18 protein-coding genes are annotated in these 21277 nt (G+C 70.6%); 8 read left to right on the forward strand and 10 right to left on the reverse strand.

What is annotated here, in order from left to right; translation table 11 throughout:
* Positions 1–101: 101 nt before the first annotated feature.
* A complete protein-coding gene (locus tag ABEA24_RS20090; RefSeq protein WP_345432469.1) occupies positions 102–1997 on the forward strand; it encodes an ABC transporter ATP-binding protein in 1896 nt (631 codons plus the stop codon).
* A gap of 33 nt (positions 1998–2030) precedes the next feature.
* On the opposite strand, the gene ABEA24_RS20095 is transcribed toward ABEA24_RS20090, so the two are convergent.
* The gene (locus tag ABEA24_RS20095) at positions 2031–2720 is read right to left on the reverse strand and encodes a superantigen-like protein SSL4 (protein ID WP_345432470.1); all 690 of its coding nucleotides are present in this window, start codon (positions 2718–2720) and stop codon (positions 2031–2033) included.
* Positions 2721–2929: 209 nt separating this feature from the next.
* Between ABEA24_RS20095 and ABEA24_RS20100 the strand changes: the two genes are divergently transcribed.
* The gene (locus ABEA24_RS20100) at positions 2930–3460 is read left to right on the forward strand and encodes a hypothetical protein (RefSeq protein ID WP_345432471.1); all 531 of its coding nucleotides are present in this window, start codon (positions 2930–2932) and stop codon (positions 3458–3460) included.
* Positions 3461–3549: 89 nt separating this feature from the next.
* Here ABEA24_RS20100 and ABEA24_RS20105 read toward each other — a convergent pair whose 3' ends face one another.
* The 3 genes from ABEA24_RS20105 to ABEA24_RS20115 form a co-directional block, all read right to left on the reverse strand.
* On the reverse strand, positions 3550–5256 hold the full coding sequence (locus ABEA24_RS20105; RefSeq protein WP_345432472.1) for a glycerol-3-phosphate dehydrogenase/oxidase: 1707 nt from the start codon (positions 5254–5256) through the stop codon (positions 3550–3552).
* Between the two features lie 186 nt (positions 5257–5442).
* Positions 5443–6960, reverse strand: coding sequence for a glycerol kinase GlpK (glpK, locus tag ABEA24_RS20110; RefSeq protein WP_345432473.1), 1518 nt, complete (start codon positions 6958–6960; stop codon positions 5443–5445).
* Positions 6961–7064: 104 nt separating this feature from the next.
* A complete protein-coding gene (locus ABEA24_RS20115; protein ID WP_345432475.1) occupies positions 7065–7892 on the reverse strand; it encodes an MIP/aquaporin family protein in 828 nt (275 codons plus the stop codon).
* Positions 7893–8204: 312 nt separating this feature from the next.
* Here ABEA24_RS20115 and ABEA24_RS20120 point away from each other — a divergent pair, with 312 nt between their 5' ends.
* The 3 genes from ABEA24_RS20120 (at position 8205) to ABEA24_RS20130 (ending at position 10680) form a co-directional block, all read left to right on the forward strand.
* Entirely contained in the window at positions 8205–8972 is a 768-nt protein-coding gene (locus ABEA24_RS20120) for an IclR family transcriptional regulator (RefSeq protein ID WP_345432476.1), read from the forward strand.
* Between the two features lie 34 nt (positions 8973–9006).
* Positions 9007–10518 carry a glycerol kinase GlpK gene (gene glpK, locus ABEA24_RS20125; protein WP_345432477.1) on the forward strand — a complete coding sequence of 504 codons (1512 nt, stop codon included), beginning with the start codon at positions 9007–9009 and terminating at the stop codon, positions 10516–10518.
* A 63-nt stretch (positions 10519–10581) separates the two neighbouring features.
* A complete protein-coding gene (locus ABEA24_RS20130) occupies positions 10582–10680 on the forward strand; it encodes a twin-arginine translocase TatA/TatE family subunit (RefSeq protein ID WP_345432478.1) in 99 nt (32 codons plus the stop codon).
* A 24-nt stretch (positions 10681–10704) separates the two neighbouring features.
* Here ABEA24_RS20130 and ABEA24_RS20135 read toward each other — a convergent pair whose 3' ends face one another.
* From ABEA24_RS20135 to ABEA24_RS20155, 5 genes are all read right to left on the reverse strand, one after another.
* A complete protein-coding gene (locus ABEA24_RS20135) occupies positions 10705–11385 on the reverse strand; it encodes an aggregation-promoting factor C-terminal-like domain-containing protein (protein ID WP_345432479.1) in 681 nt (226 codons plus the stop codon).
* Positions 11386–11517: 132 nt separating this feature from the next.
* Complete coding sequence (locus ABEA24_RS20140; RefSeq protein WP_345432480.1) at positions 11518–12492, reverse strand: carbohydrate kinase family protein; 975 nt, start codon at positions 12490–12492, stop codon at positions 11518–11520.
* Between the two features lie 33 nt (positions 12493–12525).
* Positions 12526–13338, reverse strand: coding sequence for an ATP-binding cassette domain-containing protein (locus ABEA24_RS20145; protein ID WP_345432481.1), 813 nt, complete (start codon positions 13336–13338; stop codon positions 12526–12528).
* Positions 13335–14348 carry an ABC transporter permease gene (locus ABEA24_RS20150; protein ID WP_345432483.1) on the reverse strand — a complete coding sequence of 338 codons (1014 nt, stop codon included), beginning with the start codon at positions 14346–14348 and terminating at the stop codon, positions 13335–13337. Before ABEA24_RS20150 ends, ABEA24_RS20145 begins: the two co-directional genes overlap by 4 nt.
* A gap of 4 nt (positions 14349–14352) precedes the next feature.
* Positions 14353–15369, reverse strand: a complete 1017-nt coding sequence (locus tag ABEA24_RS20155; protein ID WP_345432484.1) for a sugar ABC transporter substrate-binding protein — start codon at positions 15367–15369, stop codon at positions 14353–14355.
* Between the two features lie 168 nt (positions 15370–15537).
* Between ABEA24_RS20155 and ABEA24_RS20160 the strand changes: the two genes are divergently transcribed.
* Entirely contained in the window at positions 15538–16584 is a 1047-nt protein-coding gene (locus ABEA24_RS20160) for a LacI family DNA-binding transcriptional regulator (protein WP_345432485.1), read from the forward strand.
* Positions 16585–16643: 59 nt separating this feature from the next.
* Positions 16644–16937, forward strand: coding sequence for a putative quinol monooxygenase (locus ABEA24_RS20165; RefSeq protein WP_345432486.1), 294 nt, complete (start codon positions 16644–16646; stop codon positions 16935–16937).
* Between the two features lie 31 nt (positions 16938–16968).
* On the opposite strand, the gene ABEA24_RS20170 is transcribed toward ABEA24_RS20165, so the two are convergent.
* Positions 16969–17973 (reverse strand): substrate-binding domain-containing protein, encoded by a 1005-nt coding sequence (locus tag ABEA24_RS20170; RefSeq protein ID WP_345432487.1) that lies wholly within the window; start codon positions 17971–17973, stop codon positions 16969–16971.
* A 385-nt stretch (positions 17974–18358) separates the two neighbouring features.
* On the opposite strand from ABEA24_RS20170, the gene ABEA24_RS20175 reads away from it, so the two are divergent.
* Complete coding sequence (locus ABEA24_RS20175; protein ID WP_345432488.1) at positions 18359–21175, forward strand: type 1 periplasmic-binding domain-containing protein; 2817 nt, start codon at positions 18359–18361, stop codon at positions 21173–21175.
* Positions 21176–21277 lie beyond the last annotated feature (102 nt).

A 21277-nucleotide genomic window follows, 5' to 3' on the forward strand; every position in this document is an offset into this window, starting at 1 on the left:
GGCTCGATCGTAGCAGGACCAAACTCAAACTGAGTTGAGCTCATTGTGAGTGTTACTCTGTTTTGGTCGGCATTGCCCTCGACCGTGCCGTGGAGGCGCCCGTGAATGTCCCCGTACGCAAGCACGGCCTGCCGCTCCCGGAGCCGTCCGGCCTCGACGGCCCCGGGCCGCCGGCGGACCGGGACGGCGGCGACCGCGAGGATCCGAGCTCGCCCACCGCGGAGATGAGCCCGTCGGCGCGCGTTCCGCTCCGGCGGGTCGTACGCCTGTTCCGGCCCTACCGGTGGAGCCTGGCCTTCGTCGGCCTGCTCGTCCTCACGTCGTCGTTGGTGTCGCTGGTCAACCCGTTCCTGATCCGCCAGGTGATCGACGTCGCCCTGCCGAGACAACGCGTCGGGCTGCTGGCCGTCCTGGCCATCGGCATGATCGTCATTTCGGTGGCGAACAGCTCGTTCAGCGTCTCGCAGGCGTACGTGTCGACGAAGGTGGGCCAGCGGGTCATGCATGACCTGCGCACCGGTGTGTACGCGCACCTACAGCGCATGTCCCTGGCCTTCTTCACGCGTACGCGCACCGGCGAGGTCCAGTCGCGCATCGCCAACGACATCGGCGGCATGCAGGCGACGGTGACCACGACCGCGACCACGCTGGTGTCCAACCTCACGACCGTCGTCGCGACCGTCATCGCCATGGTGGTCCTGGACTGGCGGCTGACGGTCGTCTCGCTGGTCATGATGCCGGTGTTCGTGTGGGTGAGCCGCCGGGTCGGCAAGGAGCGCCGCCGCATCACCGGCCGGCGGCAGCGGCAGCTCGCCACGCTGGCCTCGATCGTCCAGGAGTCCCTGTCGGTCAGCGGGATCCTGCTCGGGCACACGATGGGCCGCTCGCGGGCGCTCAGCGATTCCTTCGCCGCCGAATCCGCCGTGCTGTCCGATCTCGAGGTGCGCGCGAACATGGCGGGCCGGTGGCGGCAGTCCATCATTCAGATCGTCATGTCCTCCATGCCCGCGGTCATCTACTGGGCGGCCGGCCTCACCGGGCGGAACGGCCACATGCTGATCTCGATCGGGACGCTGGTGGCCTTCACGACCCTGCAGCAGAGTCTGTTCCGGCCCACGGTGCAGCTGCTCCAGGTCGGCGTGGACCTGCAGAGCTCACTCGAGCTGTTCGGCCGCATCTTCGAGTACCTCGACCTGCCCGTCGACATCGCCGAGCCACGACACCCCGTGCGCGTGGGCGAGGTCCGCGGCGACGTGCGGCTGCGCGACGTCGGCTTCCGCTACGCGGGGGCCGAGCGGGAGACGCTGCGCGACATCGACATCACCGTCCCGGCGGGGAGCACCCTCGCGATCGTCGGCGAGACGGGATCTGGGAAGACGACCCTCGGTTACCTGGTCCCGCGCCTGTACGACGTGACCTCGGGCAGCGTGACCATCGACGGCGTCGACGTACGCGACCTGTCCTTCGACACCCTTACCGCGGCGGTGGGCGTCGTCTCGCAGGAGACCTATCTCTTCCACGCCTCCGTCGCGGCGAATCTGCGGTTCGCCAAGCCGGACGCGACCGATGAGGAGATCGTCGCGGCGGCCGGGGTCGCACAGATCCACGAGCACATCGCCGCGCTGCCCGACGGCTATGACACGCTGGTCGGGGAGCGGGGATACCGGTTCTCCGGCGGAGAGAAACAACGACTCGCGATCGCGCGCGCCGTCCTGCGCGACCCGCCCATCCTCGTCCTCGACGAGGCCACCAGCGCCCTCGACACCCAGACCGAGCAGGCCGTGCAGCAGGCGATCGACGCGCTGTCGGCCGGGCGCACCACGATCACCATCGCGCATCGGCTCTCGACCATCAGGGACGCCGACGAGATCGTGGTCCTCGACCGCGGTCGGATCGCCGAGCGCGGCACCCACGAGGAGCTGCTCGCCCTCGGCGGCCGGTACGCCACCCTCGTCGCCCGCGACGCCGACGCCGACGAGGTGATCCGCTCCGCGTGAGGCGGCGGCCCCTCGGTGCCGACGCCTTCTGGATCACCGGCCTGACCCGTCAGGGCTTGGCTCCTCGTGGCCAGGCCTGGCCGTCGGTGAGGATGTGGATGGAGGAGGCGGTGCGGGCGGCGGCGCCGAGGTGGGCGGCGCGGGCTCCGGGGTCCATGCGGAAGAACGGGCCGTGGTGGTGGTGTTCGGGGTGCCAGGCGATGTCGAGAGGGGTGTTGTTGGCGGAGCCGTCCCGGCCACCGGCGGCGGGGCGACGGGCCCTGCGGTGACGGGCCCCGTGGTGGCGAGCCCTGTGGTCGCGAGGCCTGTGGTGGCGAGGCCTGTGGTGGCGAGCCCTGTGGTGACCGCGGCCTGGGCGGCGGTGGGCTCGGCCACCGGCGGCGGGGCGACGGGTGCGAGGGTGACTGCGGCCGGGGCGGCGGTGCGCTCGGCCATTGCCTCCTGCCGCCACCGCTCCCACACCCGCCAGTCCTGAGGTCGGCGGGTCGGGGCCGGCCCGCGCCGCTTCGCGCGTTCTTCCAGAGTCTCCACCAGGAACCGGAACACGGCGGGGTCGCTCGGCACGGCCTTGCCGGACATCCACTCCGACAAGGTCGCCACGGCCAGCTTGACCGGTGGCCGCTGCTGCCGGGCCAGGTCCACCAGCCGGCGGTAGGACGGCCGTCCGGCCGCCTCGTGCAGGCGCCGCAGCTGGTCCGGGAGCCTCGTCTGCGCCTCACCCATGCACTCTCACCCTTCGTGGTCGTTCGGATGCGGACAGTGTCCGAACAAAGGGTAAAGCGTTGTTGAGCAGGACGGACACTGTTCGCCCGAACAGTGGTCACTCGGCGGACACCCGTCGGCCCGGGCTGAATCGGAGCCGGTTCACCGCGAACCGAACGAACCCGAACGGCCCCCGCCGACAAGGGGGCCTGTTCCCGAGGAGGAAACCCGTGAAGCTCAAGCTCACCATCCCGGTCGCCCTGGCCGCCGGGACGCTCGCCTTCCCGGCCACAACCCCGGCGGCGCCGGCCGCGTACGCCGCATCCGCCGTCGCGGCGTTGACCGCGTCATGCAATGCGCCGGGCCTGGACGACGGGCGCTCGTGTGAGGGGGCGCTCGCCTGGGCTCAGCAGCACGTGTCGACCGCCGACAACCCCGACTACCGCAAACGCTGCGACCACGTCATGGCGCTGGCGTACGGGTTCGACCACAGCGGATCCGACGACGCCGTCGCCCACTGGCGCGCCATTCCCGCCCGGTACAAGCACGCCGACGACCGCGACGTCCCCGGCGGCGCGCTGGTGTTCTTCTCCGGCGGCAGCCACGGTCACGTGGCGATCTCCACCGGCGGGCAGGGGATCATCTCCACCGACATCCACGGACTCGGAACCTTCACCCCCAGCAGCATCGACGAGATCACCGGCAGGTGGGGGCAGCACTACCTCGGCTGGGCGAACCCCTGGTTCGAGGTCAACCACTGATGGCCGCGGGCGGGGTGGCCCCCGAGGTCACCCCGCCCGCACGACCGGAAGCGGCCGTCCGCCCTGTGGCGGACGGCCGGGCAAGCAGGTCAGGAGGCGGCCCGCTCGGTGAACAGGCGCGGGGCCTGCCCGCGGGCGGCGGCCGCGGCGGCGTCGTCCGCCTCGCGGCGGGCCTGGCGTTCGGCCTCGACCTGCCGTACGTAGTACTCCGTCTCGCGTTTCACCGTCTCGTCGTCCCAGCCCAGCACCGGGGCGATGAGCTCGGCGACCTCGGCCGCGGCGGCGGAGCCCTGGTCCCACTCCTCGATCGCGGCGCGGGTTCGGCGGCGCAGGACGTCCTCGATGTGCAGCGCGCCCTCGTGGGAGGCGGCGTACACGGCCTCGGCCTTCAGGTAGTCCGTGGCGGCGTCGATCGGCTCGCCGAGGGACGGGTTCTGCTCGATCATCTCCAGCAGCTCGTCGACGCACGCGCCGTACCGGTTGAGCAGGTGCTCGACGCGGGCGACGTGCAGGCCGCCGCGCCGGGCGAGGCGGTGCCGGTCGTTCCACAGCACCTCGTACCCGACGGCCCCGATGAGCGGCACCCGGTCGGTGACGGAGGCGGGGACGGCGATCGGCAGGTCCTCGGCCGCCGCGTCCACGGCGTCCTTGGCCATCACCCGGTAGGTGGTGAACTTGCCGCCGGCGATCACCGTGAGACCGGGCACGGGCTGCGCGACGGTGTGCTCCCGCGACAGCTTGGTCGTGTCGTCCGCCCCGCCGGACAGCAGGGGACGCAGCCCGGCGTACACGCCCTCGATGTCCTCCGGGGCGATCGGGGTGCGCAGCACCGCGTTGACGTGGTCGAGGATGTAGTCGACGTCGGCCTGGCTGGCGGCGGGCTCGTCCTTCTCCAGGTCGTAGGGAGTGTCCGTGGTGCCGATGATCCAGTGCCGGCCCCAGGGGATGACGAACAGCACGCTCTTCTCCGTGCGCAGGATCAGCCCGGTGTCGAGCCGGATCCGGTCGCGCGGGACGAGGAGGTGCACGCCCTTGGACGCGGTGACCCTGGGACCGCCGCGCGCGTCCGCGAACCGGGCGGCGTCGTCGGTCCACACGCCGGTGGCGTTGATGACGTGCCGGGCCCGTACGGTCAGCTCCCGGTCGTTCTCCAGGTCGTGAACTCGTGCTCCGATGACGCGGTCGGCCTCGCGGAGGAAACCGACGGCGCGGGCCCGCGTCAGCACGGAGGCACCGTAGCCGGCGGCCGTCCGCGCGAGCGTCATCGTGAAGCGCGCGTCGTCGACCTGCGCGTCGAAGTACTGGATCGCGCCGACGAACGTGTCGCCGCGCAGTGCCGGGGCGATCCTCAGGGCGGCGCGGTGGCTCAGGTGCCGGTGGCGGGGCATCGACCGGGCGCCGCCCAGGGTGTCGTACAGCCCGACGCCGGCGCCGACGTAGAAGCGCTCCCACATCCGGTGCTTGAGCGGGAACAGGAACGGCACCGGCTTGACGAGATGAGGGGCGAGGCGGTTCAGCAGCAGGCCGCGTTCGCGCAGCGCCTCGCGTACGAGGCCGAAGTCACGCTGCTCGAGATAGCGCAGACCACCGTGGATCAGCTTGCTGGACCGGCTGGACGTCCCGGCAGCCCAGTCCGCGGCCTCGACGAGCGCGACGGACAGACCGCGCGAGACGGCGTCGAGCGCCGCGCCGGCGCCCACGACACCGCCGCCCACGATCAGCACGTCGAACTCGTTCTCCGCCAGGTCGCGCAGGGACTGCGCGCGGTAGGCCGGTCCGAGGGATACGGCTTTCACGTTCGGGTTCTCCTCCGAGAGAAGGGGGGTCTGAAGGGAGTCGGTGCGGCGGCCGGGGTGGCGCGAGGGGCACCACCCCGGCCGCAGGGGGCTGGGGGATCCAGGGGGAGAGCGGCGGACGGGGCGATGTCCAGGGGCCCGGGGGTGCGGGGGCGCACCGCTCCATCCGCTGCGGTGGGGGAGGGGTCAGTCGACGTCGACCCAGTCGAGGGTCCGGGTCACGGCCTTCTTCCAGCCGGCGTAGCCGCGTTCGCGCTCCTCCTCGCTCCAGCGGGGCTCCCAGCGCTCGTCCTCGTTCCAGTTCTGCCGCAGCTCATCGGTCGTGTTCCAGAACCCGACGGCCAGGCCCGCGGCGTACGCGGCGCCGAGCGCGGTGGTCTCCGCGACGACCGGCTTGGAGACCGGCACGCCGAGGACGTCGGCCTGCAGCTCCATGCACAGGCGGTTGGCGGTGACGCCGCCGTCCACCCGCAGCACGTCGAGGGCGACGCCGGAGTCCTGCCGCATCGCCTCGACGACGTCGCGGCTCTGGTAGCAGATCGCCTCGAGCGTGGCCCGCGCGAGGTGGGCGTTGGTGTTGAAGCGGGACAGCCCGACGATCGCGCCGCGGGCGTCCGAGCGCCAGTACGGGGCGAACAGGCCGGAGAACGCGGGCACGAAGTAGACGCCGCCGTTGTCCTCGACCTGACGGGCCAGCGACTCGCTCTCGGCGGCGCCGGAGATGATGCCGAGCTGGTCGCGCAGCCACTGCACGGCCGAGCCGGTGACGGCGATCGAGCCCTCCAGGGCGTACGTCGGCCGGTCGTTCCCGAACTGGTAGCACACGGTGGTGAGCAGCCCGCTCTTGGAGCGCACGAGCTCGTGGCCGGTGTTGAGCAGCAGGAAGTTGCCGGTGCCGTAGGTGTTCTTCGCCTCGCCGGGGGCGAAGCAGACCTGCCCGACGGTCGCCGCCTGCTGGTCGCCCAGGTCGCCGGTCAGCGGTACCTCGCCGCCGAGCGGGCCGCGCAGGCGGGTGACGCCGTAGTAGTCCGGGTTGGACGACGGGCGGATCTGCGGCAGCATCTGGCGCGGGATGTTGAAGAACGACAGCAGCTCGTCGTCCCAGTCCAGCGTCTCCAGGTTCATCAGCATGGTGCGGCTGGCGTTGGTGGGGTCGGTGACGTGCACACCGCCGTCGACGCCGCCGGTGAGGTTCCACAGCAGCCAGGTGTCGGTGTTGCCGAAGATCGCCTCGCCTTCCTCGGCCGCCTTGCGCACGCCTTCGACGTTCTCGAGGATCCACTGGATCTTGCCGCCGGAGAAGTACGTCGCGGGCGGCAGCCCGGCCTTCTGGCGGATCACGTCGCCCTGGCCGTTGCGCTCCAGCGCCGACGCGATGCGGTCGGTGCGGGTGTCCTGCCAGACGATGGCGTTGTAGTACGGGCGCCCGGTGACGCGGTTCCACACGACCGTGGTCTCACGCTGGTTGGTGATGCCGAGCGCGGCCAGGTCGGTGGCGCGCAGGTTCGCCTGGCGCAGGCCGGTGTCGACGACCGCCCGGGTGCGCTCCCAGATCTCGGTCGGGTTGTGCTCCACCCAGCCCGGGTTCGGCAGGATCTGCTCGTGCTCGAGCTGGTGCTTGGCCACCTCGTTCCCGCTGTGATCGAAGATCATGAAACGGGTGCTCGTGGTGCCCTGGTCAACCGCTCCGACGAAGTCGGCCATGGATATCGCCTTCCTTCTGTTTCTTTCCTACCCTCCGGCCGGGCCGCCGGCGGCCCGGCCGGACCATGTCGGCTCGATCCGCGCGGGGGTCGCGCGGACTCGGGTCAGGCCTTCTCGAGCTCGGCCTCGGTCGGCACGCGGCCGGGCTCCGGGGCCTCCTCGGGGGGCAGGAAGCGGCCGATGAGCACCTGGTAGAGGCCCGCGCCGAGCACCGCGCCGATGAGCGGGCCGACGATGGGCACCCAGAAGTACAGCCCGCCGTACTGGTCGCGGAACGCGGTGCCGTACCCGGTGACGAAGGAGGCGAGACGCGGTCCGAGGTCACGCGCCGGGTTGATCGCGTAGCCGGCGTCGGTGCCCCAGGCCATGCCGATGGCGACGACGATCAGGCCGACGATGAACGGCGCGAGGTTGGCGGCGGGGGCGGAGTTGCGCAGGTCGGTCACGGCGAGGATCAGGAAGAGCAGGATCGCGGTGCCGATGATCTGGTCGCGGAGGGCGCCGCCGGTGTGCACGGGCAGCGCGCCGTTGCCGGGCAGGGTCGAGAAGACGCCCTGGGTCTTGATGGTGTGGCCGGGGTCGAGCTTGGCCAGGACCTCGCTGTAGTTCCAGCGCACGATGAGCGCCGCCGCGAACGCACCGGCCAGCTGGGCCAGCGAGTACGGCAGGACCTTGCGCCAGGAGAACCCCTTGAACACCGCCAGCGCGACGGTCACCGCGGGGTTCAGGTGCGCGCCGCTGATCCGGCCCGCGACGTACACGCCGAGCGTGACGCCGAGGCCCCAGGCCCAGGCGATGCTGTCATGGTTGCCGATCCCGCCGGCCACGACCTGCGCCACGACGCCGACGCCGAACAGGATGAGGATCAGGGTTCCCGCGAATTCGGCGGCCAGTTCCCCGGCCAGCCCGGGGATCTTGAGTCGCTCTGCCACGTCTCCTCCTAGGGGGCCGGTGCCCCAGATCAGGGACACCGAGAGACACCGTTCGCGAGGGAGGCTGTGAGCTCCCTCACGACTGTCCGGACGCTAAGTCGGCCCGTGAGACCCGGTCAACAGACAGGTGCCGACATTGTCGAACGGTCGTCGAACACTGGCCTGCTCCCTGTGTGGCGGCTAGGGTCGGCGGAAGTGATGGATTTCACAAACCGCATCGAATCACACCCGTTTCACCGTCGAATGGGCGGTGCGACGGGTGAAAAGTGCCGACATTGTCGAATAGGTGCCGACTTCGCTAGCATGGCCTATGTGCCAGGTCCCGTGCAGTCGATCGAGCGGGCGGCGGCGATCCTCCGCCTCCTCGCCCGCGGCTCCGGGCGCCTCGGAGTCAGCGAGATCGCGGGGTCCCTCGGGCTGGCCCGCGGCACCGCCCACGGCCTCCTGCGGACCCTCCAGGGCGTCGGCTTCGTCGAGCAGGACGAGGAGACCGGCAAGTACCAGCTCGGCGCCGCCCTCCTCCACCTCGGCACGAGCTACCTCGACGTCAACGAGCTCCGCTCACGCGCGATCAACTGGGCCGACGCCCTCGCCGCCCGCAGCGGCGAGGCCGTCCGGATCGGCACCCCTCTGGACGGCAAGGTCCTGGTCGTGCACCATGTGTTCCGGCCGGACGACACCCTGCAGGCGCTCGACGTCGGCGCGCTCCTCCCGGCGCACGCGACGGCGCTGGGCAAGGTGCTCCTCGCCTACGACGCGAACGTCATGGCGGCCCTGCAGGACACCGCACTCGAACGCTTCAGCCGACGGACCATCACCCATCCCCGTGAGCTCGCCCGGGCGCTGGCCGAGATCCGGGAGATGGGGTGGGCCGCCGAGGTGGAGGAGTTCACCGTCGGCGAGGCGGGCCTGGCGGCGCCGATCCGCGGCCAGGGCGGCCTGGTCGTCGGCGCGATGGGCATCTCGGGGGCCGTCGAGCGCCTCTGCGATCCGAGGGGTCGGCCGAAACCGACGCTGGTGACGTACGTGCGCGACGCCGCACGCGCCGTCTCCCGAGACCTTGGGGCCGCCCGGTGGTGACCGCCACCGCCGGGCACCCGGAACTGAGGGCACGATGGTAGAGCGCTACGTGATGTCGGTCGACCAGGGGACGACGTCGACGCGCTGCATCCTGTTCGACCACGGAGGGCGGCTCGTCTCGGTCACCCAGCGCGAGCACAAGCAGCACTTTCCCAAACCCGGCTGGGTCGAGCACGACGCCATGGAGATCTGGCGCAACCTCGAGCGGATCGCGCCCGAGGCCCTCACCCACGCCGGCGCCACCCCCGACCAGGTGGCCGCGCTGGGGATCGCGAACCAGCGCGAGACCACGGTGCTGTGGGACCGGCACACCGGCCGGCCGATCGGCCGCGCCGTCGTCTGGCAGGACACCCGCACGGACTCTCTCGTCGACGAGCTCGCCGCCCGCCCGAACGCCGACATGGTCCGCGAGCGGTGCGGGCTGCCCCTGGCGACGTACTTCTCGGCCACACGCGTCCGCTGGCTCCTCGACCACACGCCGGGCCTGCGCGAGCGCGCCGAGAACGGTGACGTCCTGTTCGGCACGATGGAGAGCTGGCTCATCTGGAACCTCACCGGCGGACCCGACGGCGGCGTGCACATCACCGACGTCACCAACGCCAGCCGCACCCTCCTGATGAACCTCACCACCCTGGCCTGGGACGACGACCTGCTCGCGTTCTTCGACGTGCCGCGCGCCATGCTGCCGGACATCCGCCCCTCCACCGAGACGTACGGCCGCGCCACCCGCGTGCTGCCCGGCGTGCGCATCGCCGCCGCGCTCGGCGACCAGCAGGCCGCGCTGTTCGGCCAGACCTGTTTCGCCCCCGGCGAGGCCAAGTGCACGTACGGGACGGGCAGCTTCCTGCTGCTCAACACCGGCACCGAACCGGTCCGCTCCACCCACGGCCTGCTCACCACCGTCGGCTACCAGATCGACAAGGAACCGGCGGTGTACGCCCTCGAGGGCTCCATCGCCATCACCGGCGCGCTCGTCCAGTGGTTCCGCGACGGCCTCGGGCTGATCGCCAGCGCGCCGGAGATCGAGACGCTGGCCCGCACCGTCGAGGACAACGGCGGCTGCTACATCGTGCCCGCCTTCTCCGGCCTGTTCGCACCGTACTGGCGCAGCGAGGCGCGCGGCATCATCGTCGGCCTGACCTCCTACATCACCAAGGGGCACCTGGCCCGCGCGGTCCTGGAGGCGACCGGCTGGCAGACCCGCGAGGTCGTCGACGCGATGAACGCCGACTCCGGGCTGGCGCTCAAGGCCCTGAAGGTGGACGGCGGCATGACCGCCGACAACCTCCTCATGCAGTTCATCGCCGACGTACTCGACGTGCCGGTCATCCGTCCCATGGCGGCCGAGACGGTGTCCCTCGGCGCCGCGTACGCCGCCGGGCTCGCCGTCGGCTACTGGGCCGACCTGGAGGGGCTGCGCCGCAACTGGCACCGCGCCGCGCAGTGGCTGCCGAGCATGGACCACGAACGCCGGGAGACCGAGTACGACTACTGGCGGCGGGCCGTCGAGCGCACCTTCGACTGGATCAAGCCCGGGAACAAGTGACCCGGGGCCGGAACCGGCAGGGTTCCGTTCGCATCCGATCCCGTACCGAGAAAGGACGGGATCATGATGGACATCGGCCCCTGGGAACTGCTCATCATCGGCTGCGTGCTCATGGCGGGCGTCGGCATGCTGGCCGCGCTGGTCTGGCTGGTCCGCCGGTGAGGGCGGGCGGCCCCTGGCGTGCCGTCAGTACCAGCGGTGGGCCTGCCACCAGCCCCAGGCGCGGCAGGGGTCGCCGTAGCGGGAGCCGATGTAGCTCAGGCCCCAGGTGATCTGGGTGATCGCGTTGTTCCGCCAGTCGGGGGCGACCGAGTTCATCTTCGAGCCGGGCAGCGCCTGGGCGATGCCGTACGCGCCGCTGCCGGGGTTCTCGGCGTGCTCGTTCCAGCCGCTCTCGTGGTTCCACATGGTCAGCAGCGACGGCCAGCAGCGACCCCAGCCCTTCAGAGCGTTCATCTGCTTGGCGTACTTCTGGTTGTCCTTGGCACTGGGGTCGTGGCTCATCTTCTTCTTGAACGCCTCCCACTCCCGGCGCTTCCGCTCGGCCGCCGCGCGCTTCTTCGCGTCGCGCTCGGCGGCGAGCTGGGCCTGGTAGGCGCGTTCCCGCGCGGTGGCCTGGGCCTGGGCCATCATCGGGTCCATCGTGTAGCCGCCCAGCTCCCGGGCGAGCTCGTTCGTGGACACGTCCGCCGCGGCGCCGGAGGGCGGCTTGGCCCCCTTGCCGAAGTCGATGTTGGCGACGACGACGACCGCGACGATGACGACGAGGGTCAGGATCACGCCGGTGCTGCCGGCCGTTCGCCGCAGGATCCGCAGGGTACGCGAACCCGTCGGCCGCTCGGGGGTGGGGGACTTCCGCCGGGACATGGCTCCCAGCTTGCACCAGTCGCGACCTAGGTGACGCCATTTGTGCCGATATTCGGTTGTGACATCTGTGACGCGATCAGGTGACCAGGGAGGCCGCCGTTGCCGACCCGCGCGGAACCTTCAGACGCGGGGTCAGGTGACCGGGGAGGCCGCGAGCTCCGCGCGGGTGGGCGGGTCGGCGCCACGGCGACCGCACGTGATGGCCGCCGCCCGGGCCGCCTCCGCGCACACCTCGCTGATCACCGAGGCGGGGGCGGAGCGGAGCGCCGGGCGACGTTCGGCCCCGAGCAGCCCGCGCTCGTACAGGCCGGCGAGGACGGTGCTCATGTAGGAGTCGCCGGCGCCGACGGTGTCGACGACCTCCACGGGGGCCGCCGGCAGGTGGAGCGGCGGGAGGTGGGGCGCGGCGACCAGCGCGCCCTCCGACCCGAGCGTCACGATCACCACGCTGACGCCCGGCGTTCCGTCGAGCAGGTCCGCGGCGAAGCGCCGGGGGGCGACGCCGGGTCGCAGCCACGCGAGGTCCGCATCGCTGATCTTGACGATGTCCGCTGTCCGCAGGAGCGACTCGATGCGCGAGCGGGCGTCCGGCAGGCGCTCCATGACGTCCGGGCGGCAGTTCGGGTCGTAGCTGACCGTCGCCGTGGCCCGGGCCCGGCGGGCGAGGTCGGCGAGCACCTCGCCGCCCGGCGGCATCACCATGGCGAGCGAACCGACGTGGAGGGCGGCGACGTCGCCGAGCGGCACGCGGGACAGTTCCTCGGGGGTCCACTGCCAGTCGGCGGTCCCCGCGAGCCGCAGATCGTACGACGGCGCCCCGTTCTCCTCGTGGTGGACGAACGCCACCGACGACGGCTCCGCGGCGTGGACGACCGCGCCCGTGTCGACCCCGTTCCGTACGAGGTGGGCCCGGAGCGTCCGGCCGAACGGATCCTCGCCGATGCGGGCGATCATCCGGGTCGGAGCGCCGAGCCGGGCCAGCCCGACGGCCACGTTGGCCGGGCTGCCGCCGGGCAGCGCCAGGTACGGGCCGCCGGGCTCGTCGGCGACGAGGTCGATGATCGCCTCACCGGCGACCGCGACGACGCGGGCGTCAGGGATCAACACACCACTCTCCTTGGTCGGGGCCGCGGGGCGCGGTCAGGACGCTCCGTTGCCGTTCGAAGCGACGCCGAGGTTGCCCGGTGCCGCTCCTGTCATGATCGCAACCGTTTGGGCCATGTCGACCTCCCCGGGGCGCACGACGGCCACCCGCCGGCCCAGGCGCTGGATGTGGATCCGGTCGGCGACGTCGAAGACGGCGGGCATGTCGTGGCTGATGAGGATCACGGGCAGGCCGCGGTCGCGGACCTGCCGGATCAGCTCGAGCACCATGCCCGACTCCTTGACGCCGAGCGCGGCCGTCGGCTCGTCCATGATGACGACGTGCCGGGCGAACGCCGCGCTGCGCGCGACGGCGACGCCCTGTCGCTGACCGCCGGAGAGCGTCTCCACGGCCTGTTTGATGGACTTGATCCCGATCTTGAGGTCCTGCATGTGGCCGCCGGCCTCGGTCTGCATCCGCTTGTGGTCCAGCATGCGGAACACCGAGCCGAGGACGCCTTTGCGGCGCAGCTCCCGGCCGAGGAACATGTTGCTCGAGATGTCGAGGGCCGGGGCCACCGCCAGGTCCTGGTAGACCGTCTCGATCCCGGCCCGGCGGGCGTCCGCCGGGCTGTGGAACCGCACGGGCTTACCGTCCAGCAGGATCCGGCCCTCGTCCGGGACGAGCGCGCCGGACAGCGCCTTGATCAGGGTGGACTTGCCGGCGCCGTTGTCGCCGATGACGGCGAGGATCTCGCCGGGCAGCAGCTCGAAGTCGGCACCGGACAGGGCGGTGACGTGGCCGTACCGCTTGATCAGCCCCTGCGCCTCGAGCACCGGGCGCGTCTCGGCCGGTTCCATGATGGTCATGCGCGCCCCTTCCTTCGGGCCAGCTGGTCCACGCTCACCGCGACGATGACCAGGATGCCGGTGATGAGGACCTGGTAGATGGACGGGACACCGGTCAGCTGCAGGCCGTTGCGGATCACGCCGACGATCAGCGCGCCGCACAGGGCGCCGACGATGCTGCCCCGCCCGCCGAAGAGGCTGATGCCGCCGAGCACCACCGCGGTGATGCTGTCGAGGTTGTCGGTCTGCCCGGCCTGCGGGTCGCCGACCGACGTACGGCCGACCAGCAGCAGCGCGGCGATGCCGTACACCGCCCCGGCGACCGTGTAGACGGTGAGCAGCAGGCGTCGGTCCGGGATGCCGGTGAGGCGGGCGGCCTCGCGGTTGTCGCCGACCGCGTAAACGTGCCGGCCGGCGGCGGTCTGGCGCAGGACGTACCAGGCCACCGCGAACAGCACCAGCATCAGCACCGAGCCGTACGTGACGTCGGTGTTGTACATCGGGAACGTCTGGCCCAGGAAGGTCAGCGACTTCGGCAGGCCGGTGACCGTCTGGTCCTTCGAGTAGACGTGGGTGAGGGCGAAGGCGATGTTCCACGTGCCCAGGGTCACGATGAACGGCGGCAGTTTCGCCATCGTCACCAGCGTGCCGTTGAGCGCGCCGAACGCCGTGCACACGGCGATGCCGATGAGGATCGCCAGGACGCCGGGCATCCCGCTGCTGACGGCCAGCTTGGTCATGAAGATCGAGCCGAGCGCCATCACCGCCCCGTTGGACAGGTCGATGCCGGCGGTCAGGATGACGAGCGTCTGACCGACGGCGAGGGCGCCGACGACCATGACCTGCTGCACGATCAGCGACAGGTTGGCGCCGGTGAGGAACCGGTCGGTGCGGACGGAGAAGTAGACGCAGGCCAGCAGGAGCGCGAGGAGCGGCCCAACGGCCGGGAGGGTCAGGAAGTGGGAGGTGCGGGACAGCAGGCTGCGCTGCTGCGGTGCCTCAGAGCGATCGGTCGCGGTCGCTGTCGACATTCGCTCAGCCCCAGCAGTTGGCCAGGCCGAACTGGACGTCCTTGGAGTCCACGCCCGGCTGTGCCTTGTTGGTGATCAGGTTGAGGCCGGTGTCGGTGTAGCCGCTGGCCTTCTTGCCGCCCTTGGCGAAGTCGACGACGGAGTCCACGCCCTGCGAGGCCATCTTCAGCGGGTACTGCTGTGAAGTGGCGGCGATCTGGCCGGACTGCACGGCCTTGACGCCGGTGCATCCGCCGTCGACCGACACGATCATGACGTTCTTCTCCTTGCCGGCGGACTTGAGGGCGGTGTAAGCGCCCAGCGCCGCCGGCTCGTTGATCGTGTAGACGAGGTTGATGTCGGGGGCCTTCTGCAGGCAGTTCTCCATCGCGGTCTGGCCCTTGGCCTGGTCGCCCTGGGTGTCCTGCTGGCAGGCGATGCTCGGGTCGCCCTGCTTGATGCCGAAGCCCTGCAGGAAGCCGTTGTGGCGCAGCACACCGACGCTGATACCCGGCGCGAGGTCCAGCATGGCGATCTTCGCGGGCTTGCTGCCGAAGGAGGCCTTGGCGTACTTGCCGATCAGGATGCCGGCGTTGAGGTTGTTGGTGGCGAACAGCGCGTCGGCGGAGCTCTGCGGCTCCGGCGGCGTGTCCAGGGCGATGACCTCGATGCCCTTCGCCCGTGCCTTTTCGAGGCTCGGCACGATGGCCTTGGTGTCGCTCGGGGTGATGAGGATGCCCTTGACGCCCGCCGCGATCATGTTCTCGACCGCCGTGACCTGGCTGGCGTTGTCGCCGTCGAACTTCCCGGCCGCGGTCATCAGCTTGACGCCCTTGGCCTGGGCCTCCTTCTGCGCGCCCTCCTTCATCTTGACGAAGAAGGGGTTCGTGTCGGTCTTGGTGATGAGGCCGACGGTGATCTCACCACCGGAGCTGGAACCCTTCGCGCCCTTGCCGCAACCGGCCGCCACGAGGGACAGGGCGGCGATGGCGACGATCGCGCCGGTACGGCGACGGCTCGACGTCCAGATGTCGCGCTTCATGTTGATTCCTCCAACCACGCCGTGGACCGTGCCGCGGCAGGTGACTACTGTTGCCACGAGGTTTCGGAAACGTTTCCCGGAAACGTTTCCAGGAATGTAAGACCTGGGCGTACGGTCTGTCCAGAGCTCCGGCACAATCAGCGGAGATCGCGAGGGGCGGAGGTCGGGGTGGCGAAGATTCCGGGTGATGAGCCGAGACACGGCAAGGTGACCATGCGCGACGTCGCGCAGCGGGCGGGCGTCGGGCTCGCGACCGTCTCACGGGTGATCAACGGCAAGCCCGGGGTGGCGGCCGACCTCATCGAGCGCGTCAACGAGGCGTCCCGCGCCCTCGGCTACCGGCACGACGTCACCGCCAGCAGCCTGCGGCGGGCCGACCGCCGGACCGCGACCATCGCCCTGGTCCTCGAGGACGTCGCCAACCCCTTCTCCTCGGCCCTGCACCGCGCCGTCGAGGACGCCGCCCGCGCCGAGGACATCCTCGTCCTGACCGGCAGCAGCGACGAGCACCCCGAACGCGAGCACGAGCTCATCGACACCTTCACCCTCCGCCGGGTCGACGGCCTGATCGTCGTCCCCACGGGCGGAACCGACGGCCAGCTGGCCACCGTTCGCCGCCAGGGCACGCCGATCGTCTGCGTCGACCGGCTCGTCGAGCTCGACCGCGTCGACACCGTCACCGTCGACAACCGCGAGGGCACCCGTGCCGCCGTCCGGCGCCTGCTCGACCTCGGCCACCGCCGGATCGCGTACCTGGGGGACATGCGGGCGATCTGGACCGCGCGGGAGCGGTACGAGGGCTACCTGGAGGCGCACGCCGGCGCCGGCCGGCCGGTGGACGAACGGCTGGTCCGCCGTGACATCCGCAGCGCCGAGGCCGCCGAGCACGCGATCGGCGAGATCCTCACGGCCGTGGACGACCCGCCCACGGCCGTCTTCGCCGCCCAGAACCTCCTGACGATCGGCACGCTCCGGACCCTCCAGCGCCTGGGCCTGCACGACCGGGTCGCGCTCATCGGCTTCGACGACTTCCCTTTGGCGGACATGCTGCGTCCCGGCGTGTCGGTCGTCTCCCAGGACCCCGCCGAGATCGGCCTCATGGCCGCCCGGCTCCTGCTGGGCCGGATCAACGGCGGCGATCACCGGCACGCTCGGCACGCCGTCGTCCCGACCGGCTACATCGCCCGCGGCTCCGGCGAGATCCCGCCGCCCTGACGAGACTTCCGAGGCCAGGAGTTGATCTGCTGATCCCCGACCATGGAGGACACGACACCGTGAACAAGACCCTGCTCGCAGAGTTCACCGCCCGCGAGGGAACGGAGGGCGAGGTCGCCCGCCTGCTGCTGGACTACGCCCAGAAGGTGCGCGAGGAAGACGGCAATATCGCCTTCGACGTCTACACCAAGGCGTCCGACCCGCGCGCCTACTGGATCTTCGAGGTGTACCGGGACGAGGACGCCTTCCAGGCGCACCTGAAGGCCCCGTACGGCGGCCCGTTCAACACCGCACTCGCCCCGCTGATCGAGGAGGACGCCTCGGTGCTGACCTTCCTCGACCCGGTGACCTGACGCCGGCAAGGCCCGGGCCCCTGCCGAAGGCTCAGCCCCAGCAGTTGGCCAGGCCGAACGGGACGTCCTTGGAGTCCACGCCCGGCTGTGCCTTGTTGGTGATCAGGTTGACGCCGGTGTCGGTGTAGCCGGTGGCCTTCTTACCGCCCTTGGCGAAGTCGACGACGGCGTCCACGCCTTGGGAAGCCATTTTCAGCGGGTACTGCTGGGAGGTCGCGGCGATCTGGCCGGACTGCACGGCCTTGACACCGGTGCATCCGCCGTCGACCGACACGATCATGACGTTCTTCTCCTTGCCGGCCGCCTTGAGGGCGGTGTACGCGCCGAGCGCGGTCGGCTCGTTGACGGTGTAGGCGAGGTTGATGGCGGGAGCCTTCCGCAGGCACTCCTCCATCGCGATTCGCCCACCGGCGGCGTCGCTCAGGGTGTTCTGCCGGCACGCGATGCTCGGGTCGCCCTGCTTGATCCCGAAGCCCTGCAGGAACCCGTTGTGCCGCAGTGTCCCGACCGTGGAGCCCTGCACCGAGTCCAGCATGGCGATCTTCACCGGTCTGGTGCCGAAGGAGGCCTTGGCGTACTTGCCGATCAGGATGCCGGCGTTGAGGTTGTTGGTGGCGAACAGCGCGTCGACCGCGCTCTGCGGGTCCGGTGGGGTGTCCAGGGCGATGACCTGGATGCCCTTCGCCCGTGCCTTCTCCAGGCTCGGCACGATGGCCCTGGTGTCGCTCGGGGTGATGAGGATGCCCCTGACCCCGGCGGCGATCATGTTCTCGACCGCCGTGACCTGGCTCGGGTTGTCGCCGACGAACCTGCCGGCCGCGGTCATCAGCTTGACGCCCCTGGCCTGGGCCTCTTTCTGCGCGCCCTCCTTCATCTTGACGAAGAAGGGGTTGGTGTCGGTCTTGGTGATGAGACCGACGATGATCTCGCCGCCGGTGCCGGAGTCCTTGCCGCAACCGGGCGCCACGAGGGACAGGACCGCGATGGCGACGATCGCGCCCGTTCGGCGGTGCGCCGCTGGGATGTCGTGCTTCATAGCGCTCCCTCCAACCGTGCCGTGGGCTCTCCGGCCGCGACGGTCGGCCCTGCGAGCTCTCGAGGGGGCCTGCCGGGACCTCGGCGAAGCGCACGCCCTCGCGCCGGGGCAGGAGTGGTCATCGCCCTGTCCTCCTCTTCTGATCGTAGAGGCCGGGTCGGGCCAGGGCGGTAAGCCAAGTTAATTGATCTACAACGTAAAGGCGTGGCGCCGGCAGGTGTCTGGCGGGATCTCCATCGTCTTCGGTGTGCTTTCAGAAGGACAAGGGGCCGATAAAGGACACATGCCTTTGTAATGCGCTTTTCGCGCCTAGGCTTGATCACATGTTGCGACGGAGGGCTTACGAATGGGCATGACGCGGGGCGGTGAGGCCGCGGAAGGATATGTGCTCAACACGGAGGAGGGACGCCGGCTTCTCGTCCTGTTCGGCTCACTGACCACGGTGAATCCCTGGCGCCTGACCGGCCGGCCGTTCCCCGTGGTCGCCCTGGAGGCGGCCGATCCGCGTGCCGACGTCGGCGCCTACGTCGACGCGCTGGAGCAGGCGGCCGTCGAGGCGCGGATCCCGCATATCAGCCCCACGTTGGACACCGTGGCGGAAGACGCCGAACTCGGTCTGCTCGACACGATGTCCGAATCCGGTGCCTGGCGATCGGCTCGTCCCGAGTTCGGGCCGCTGAAATTCCCCCGCTCCGACCTGGTCAAGTCACTTGAGCGGGCCATCGCACGCGCCGATGAGAATGACACGAGCCCGGCCGACGAGTGGAACGCCGCCGCGGCGTCGTTCTCCTCGACCCTGCGCCCGGGCAGGGCGCCGGTCTGGTGGTCGGCGATCGGCGTCACCGCCACGGTTCTGCTGGGCGGCTTCGCGCAGGGGCTGGCCGACAAGGTGGCACTCCCCGTCCTGCTCATCAGCGCGGCGCTGCTGCTGGTCCTGCTGCTGCTACTCGCCCTGTTGCTGAGGCCGCGGACCTGGCTGACCATCCTGACCCGGGTGGGCTTCGGAGGCCGGTACCGCTGGTTCGCCACTTCCTCGTTCTTCGCCGTGCTCGGCGGCGAGGGGTTCGACGGGCGGCTGAAGCGGGTGCTCGGCCGCATGACCGCCAAGCGCGATGCCGACAAGTTCCGGTTGCAGCTGAAGTGCTTCGCGTTCCTCGAAGACCTGCGGTCGGCCCATAGCAGGCTGTCGCCGAACCTTCGAGGGTTCAAACGTCCGGTGCCGCCCGTGGTCTTCCTCAAAGGCGTCACCAAGGACAACGGCGGCGTGGAGTTGCTGTCGGCGATGAGTGACATCCGCAGCCGCCGCAGCGAGCTGCACCCGCTGGTGGTGATCGCCTCCGTCGACCACGCGCATCGTCATGAGCTCGACGAGCTGGCGGCCCCGCAGCATGAGACCGACGTCTCGATCGACGACCGTTACGACGACTGGGAGGCGTCGCTGGGGATCGCGCAGGCGCCCAGCCAGCAGGTGGCGCTGCCCTGGGTGCTGCGCCTGCCGATTCCGCCCAGGCGGCCGGGCCGCAATCCGCCGAGCCCGCTGCCGGTGCGGCACCGGCCGCGCTGGACGTGGCTGTGGTCCAGACGGTCCCTCCTGGCCGCGCTGCTCGTGATCGCGGTCGGGGTGCCGTACCTCCATGCCCGGCTGGCCTCCAGGTACTGCCAGGTCGGCTTTCCCTTCTCCGGCAACACCGACTCGCGGCTGCTCACCGATGCGGACGGCAGCCGAGAGTGCGTCGGCATCGCCACGCGAGGTGTCCGCTTCGAACGCGGATCCACCAGCATCGGAGTCGACGGCAACCGCATGAAGCCGCGAGAGGACGCGGACCTGGCCCTCTCCCAGGGCAGGTTCACCCTCGCCGACCTGGAGAGCCGAATCGACCGTGAGAACCGGACGGTCCTGCGACAGCACCATCCGTACGTGACCGTGCTGTACGCCGGAATCCTCACCGCGGCCGAGGGACACGACCAGAGCGTGGTGAGCGGCATCCGGTCGCTGGCCGGCGCGTACCTCGCTCAGGTGGGCAACAACCGGACCGGCCAGCCCGGCGCGGTCGGGAACAGGCTGAAGGTCAGGCTCCTGCCGGTCAACGTCGGCGAGAACATGAACTTCTCCCGGCAGGTCAGTGACATCATCCTCGCACGGGCGCGGCGAGATCCGACGGTGGTCGGCGTCGTCGGCATGGAACGCAACACCGACGCCTCGCAGGATGCGATAAGACGGCTGAACGACGCCGGGCTGGCGGTGCTCGGCACCGTCAACTCCTCGGACGTGCTCCCGAAGCTCTCGCACTACTACGGGCTCGCCTCCACCGACCATGATGAGGCGGCTCTCGCGTCGTACGCCGCGCGGCAGGCGCTCGGCGGCCGGCCCGCGTCGCACGTGATGATCGTCTCGCGGCAGCCGGGCGCGACGAAGGACCAGTACAGCACCGAACTGGCCGCCGACGCCGAGCGTCAGCTGTCCGCGGCACGCATCTCGACGGTCAGCTACAGCGGCGCCGACGACATCGGCGGGCAGACCAGGACCGCCTGCGCCGCGGCCTCCGGCGACCCCTTCGATCTGATCTACTTCGCCGGCCGCGCGGAGGATCTGTACAACCTGATCAACAATCTCGGCGACGGGGGCTGTGCGAAGCAGCGACCGTTGACGCTGCTGGGCGGTGACGAGGTCGCGCGGGCGCGGTTCGGCAATGGCCCACATGACGTCATACTCCCGCCGGGCATCCGGGTCTACTTCACCAGCGCGACCTATCCGAGCAATCTCACCGCCGACGGCCGGGACCGCTACAACCCCTTCTTCACGCTGGCCCGTACCAACCTCGGCGTGAGCCCGACGAACCAGACGCTGCTGGCGGACGGTCAGATGGCGCTGACCTACGACGCGACATCCGTGCTGGCACAGGCGGCACAGAAGGCGTTCACGGACCTGGACGTCCCGCTGCGAAGCGGATCGCTGATCCAGGGCAGCCGGGCGGTCACGTCGGGCAGCGTCCTGCTGGAGCTCAGGTCACGCCGGTGGGACAACGCGGCGACCGGCGCCGTCGACTTCACCAAGGACGATCACGATGTGAACGGGCCGGGTAACCGGGGACTGACCCTGGTCCGGGTCACCGTCGGCGGCACGGGCACTCCGAAGTACGAACCGGTCTGCGGCCGGATGAACGGCGGCGGCAGGGTCGCCGGCCTGCCGCTCTGTCCCTGAGGGACCTGGGCGCGGGCAAGGCGATCAAGCCCGTGGCTCGCGTGGTCCGCCACCCTGCACTACGGGCCGCGGGGACAACTGGACAAAGGTCCCAGGGCTGGC

This window comes from Actinoallomurus vinaceus, from assembly GCF_039542055.1.
Lineage (GTDB): Bacteria > Actinomycetota > Actinomycetes > Streptosporangiales > Streptosporangiaceae > Actinoallomurus > Actinoallomurus vinaceus.

Bases quoted from the DNA above. Each gene is read 5' to 3' on its own strand.
- ABEA24_RS20095 (WP_345432470.1), bottom strand. From the start codon at position 2,720: ATGGGTGAGGCGCAGACGAGGCTCCCGGACCAGCTGCGGCGCCTGCAC.
- glpK (WP_345432473.1), bottom strand. From the start codon at position 6,960: ATGGCCGACTTCGTCGGAGCGGTTGACCAGGGCACCACGAGCACCCGT.
- glpK (WP_345432477.1), top strand. From the start codon at position 9,007: ATGGTAGAGCGCTACGTGATGTCGGTCGACCAGGGGACGACGTCGACG.
- ABEA24_RS20130 (WP_345432478.1), top strand. From the start codon at position 10,582: ATGATGGACATCGGCCCCTGGGAACTGCTCATCATCGGCTGCGTGCTC.
- ABEA24_RS20135 (WP_345432479.1), bottom strand. From the start codon at position 11,385: ATGTCCCGGCGGAAGTCCCCCACCCCCGAGCGGCCGACGGGTTCGCGT.
- ABEA24_RS20145 (WP_345432481.1), bottom strand. From the start codon at position 13,338: ATGACCATCATGGAACCGGCCGAGACGCGCCCGGTGCTCGAGGCGCAG.
- ABEA24_RS20150 (WP_345432483.1), bottom strand. From the start codon at position 14,348: ATGTCGACAGCGACCGCGACCGATCGCTCTGAGGCACCGCAGCAGCGC.
- ABEA24_RS20155 (WP_345432484.1), bottom strand. From the start codon at position 15,369: ATGAAGCGCGACATCTGGACGTCGAGCCGTCGCCGTACCGGCGCGATC.
- ABEA24_RS20170 (WP_345432487.1), bottom strand. From the start codon at position 17,973: ATGAAGCACGACATCCCAGCGGCGCACCGCCGAACGGGCGCGATCGTC.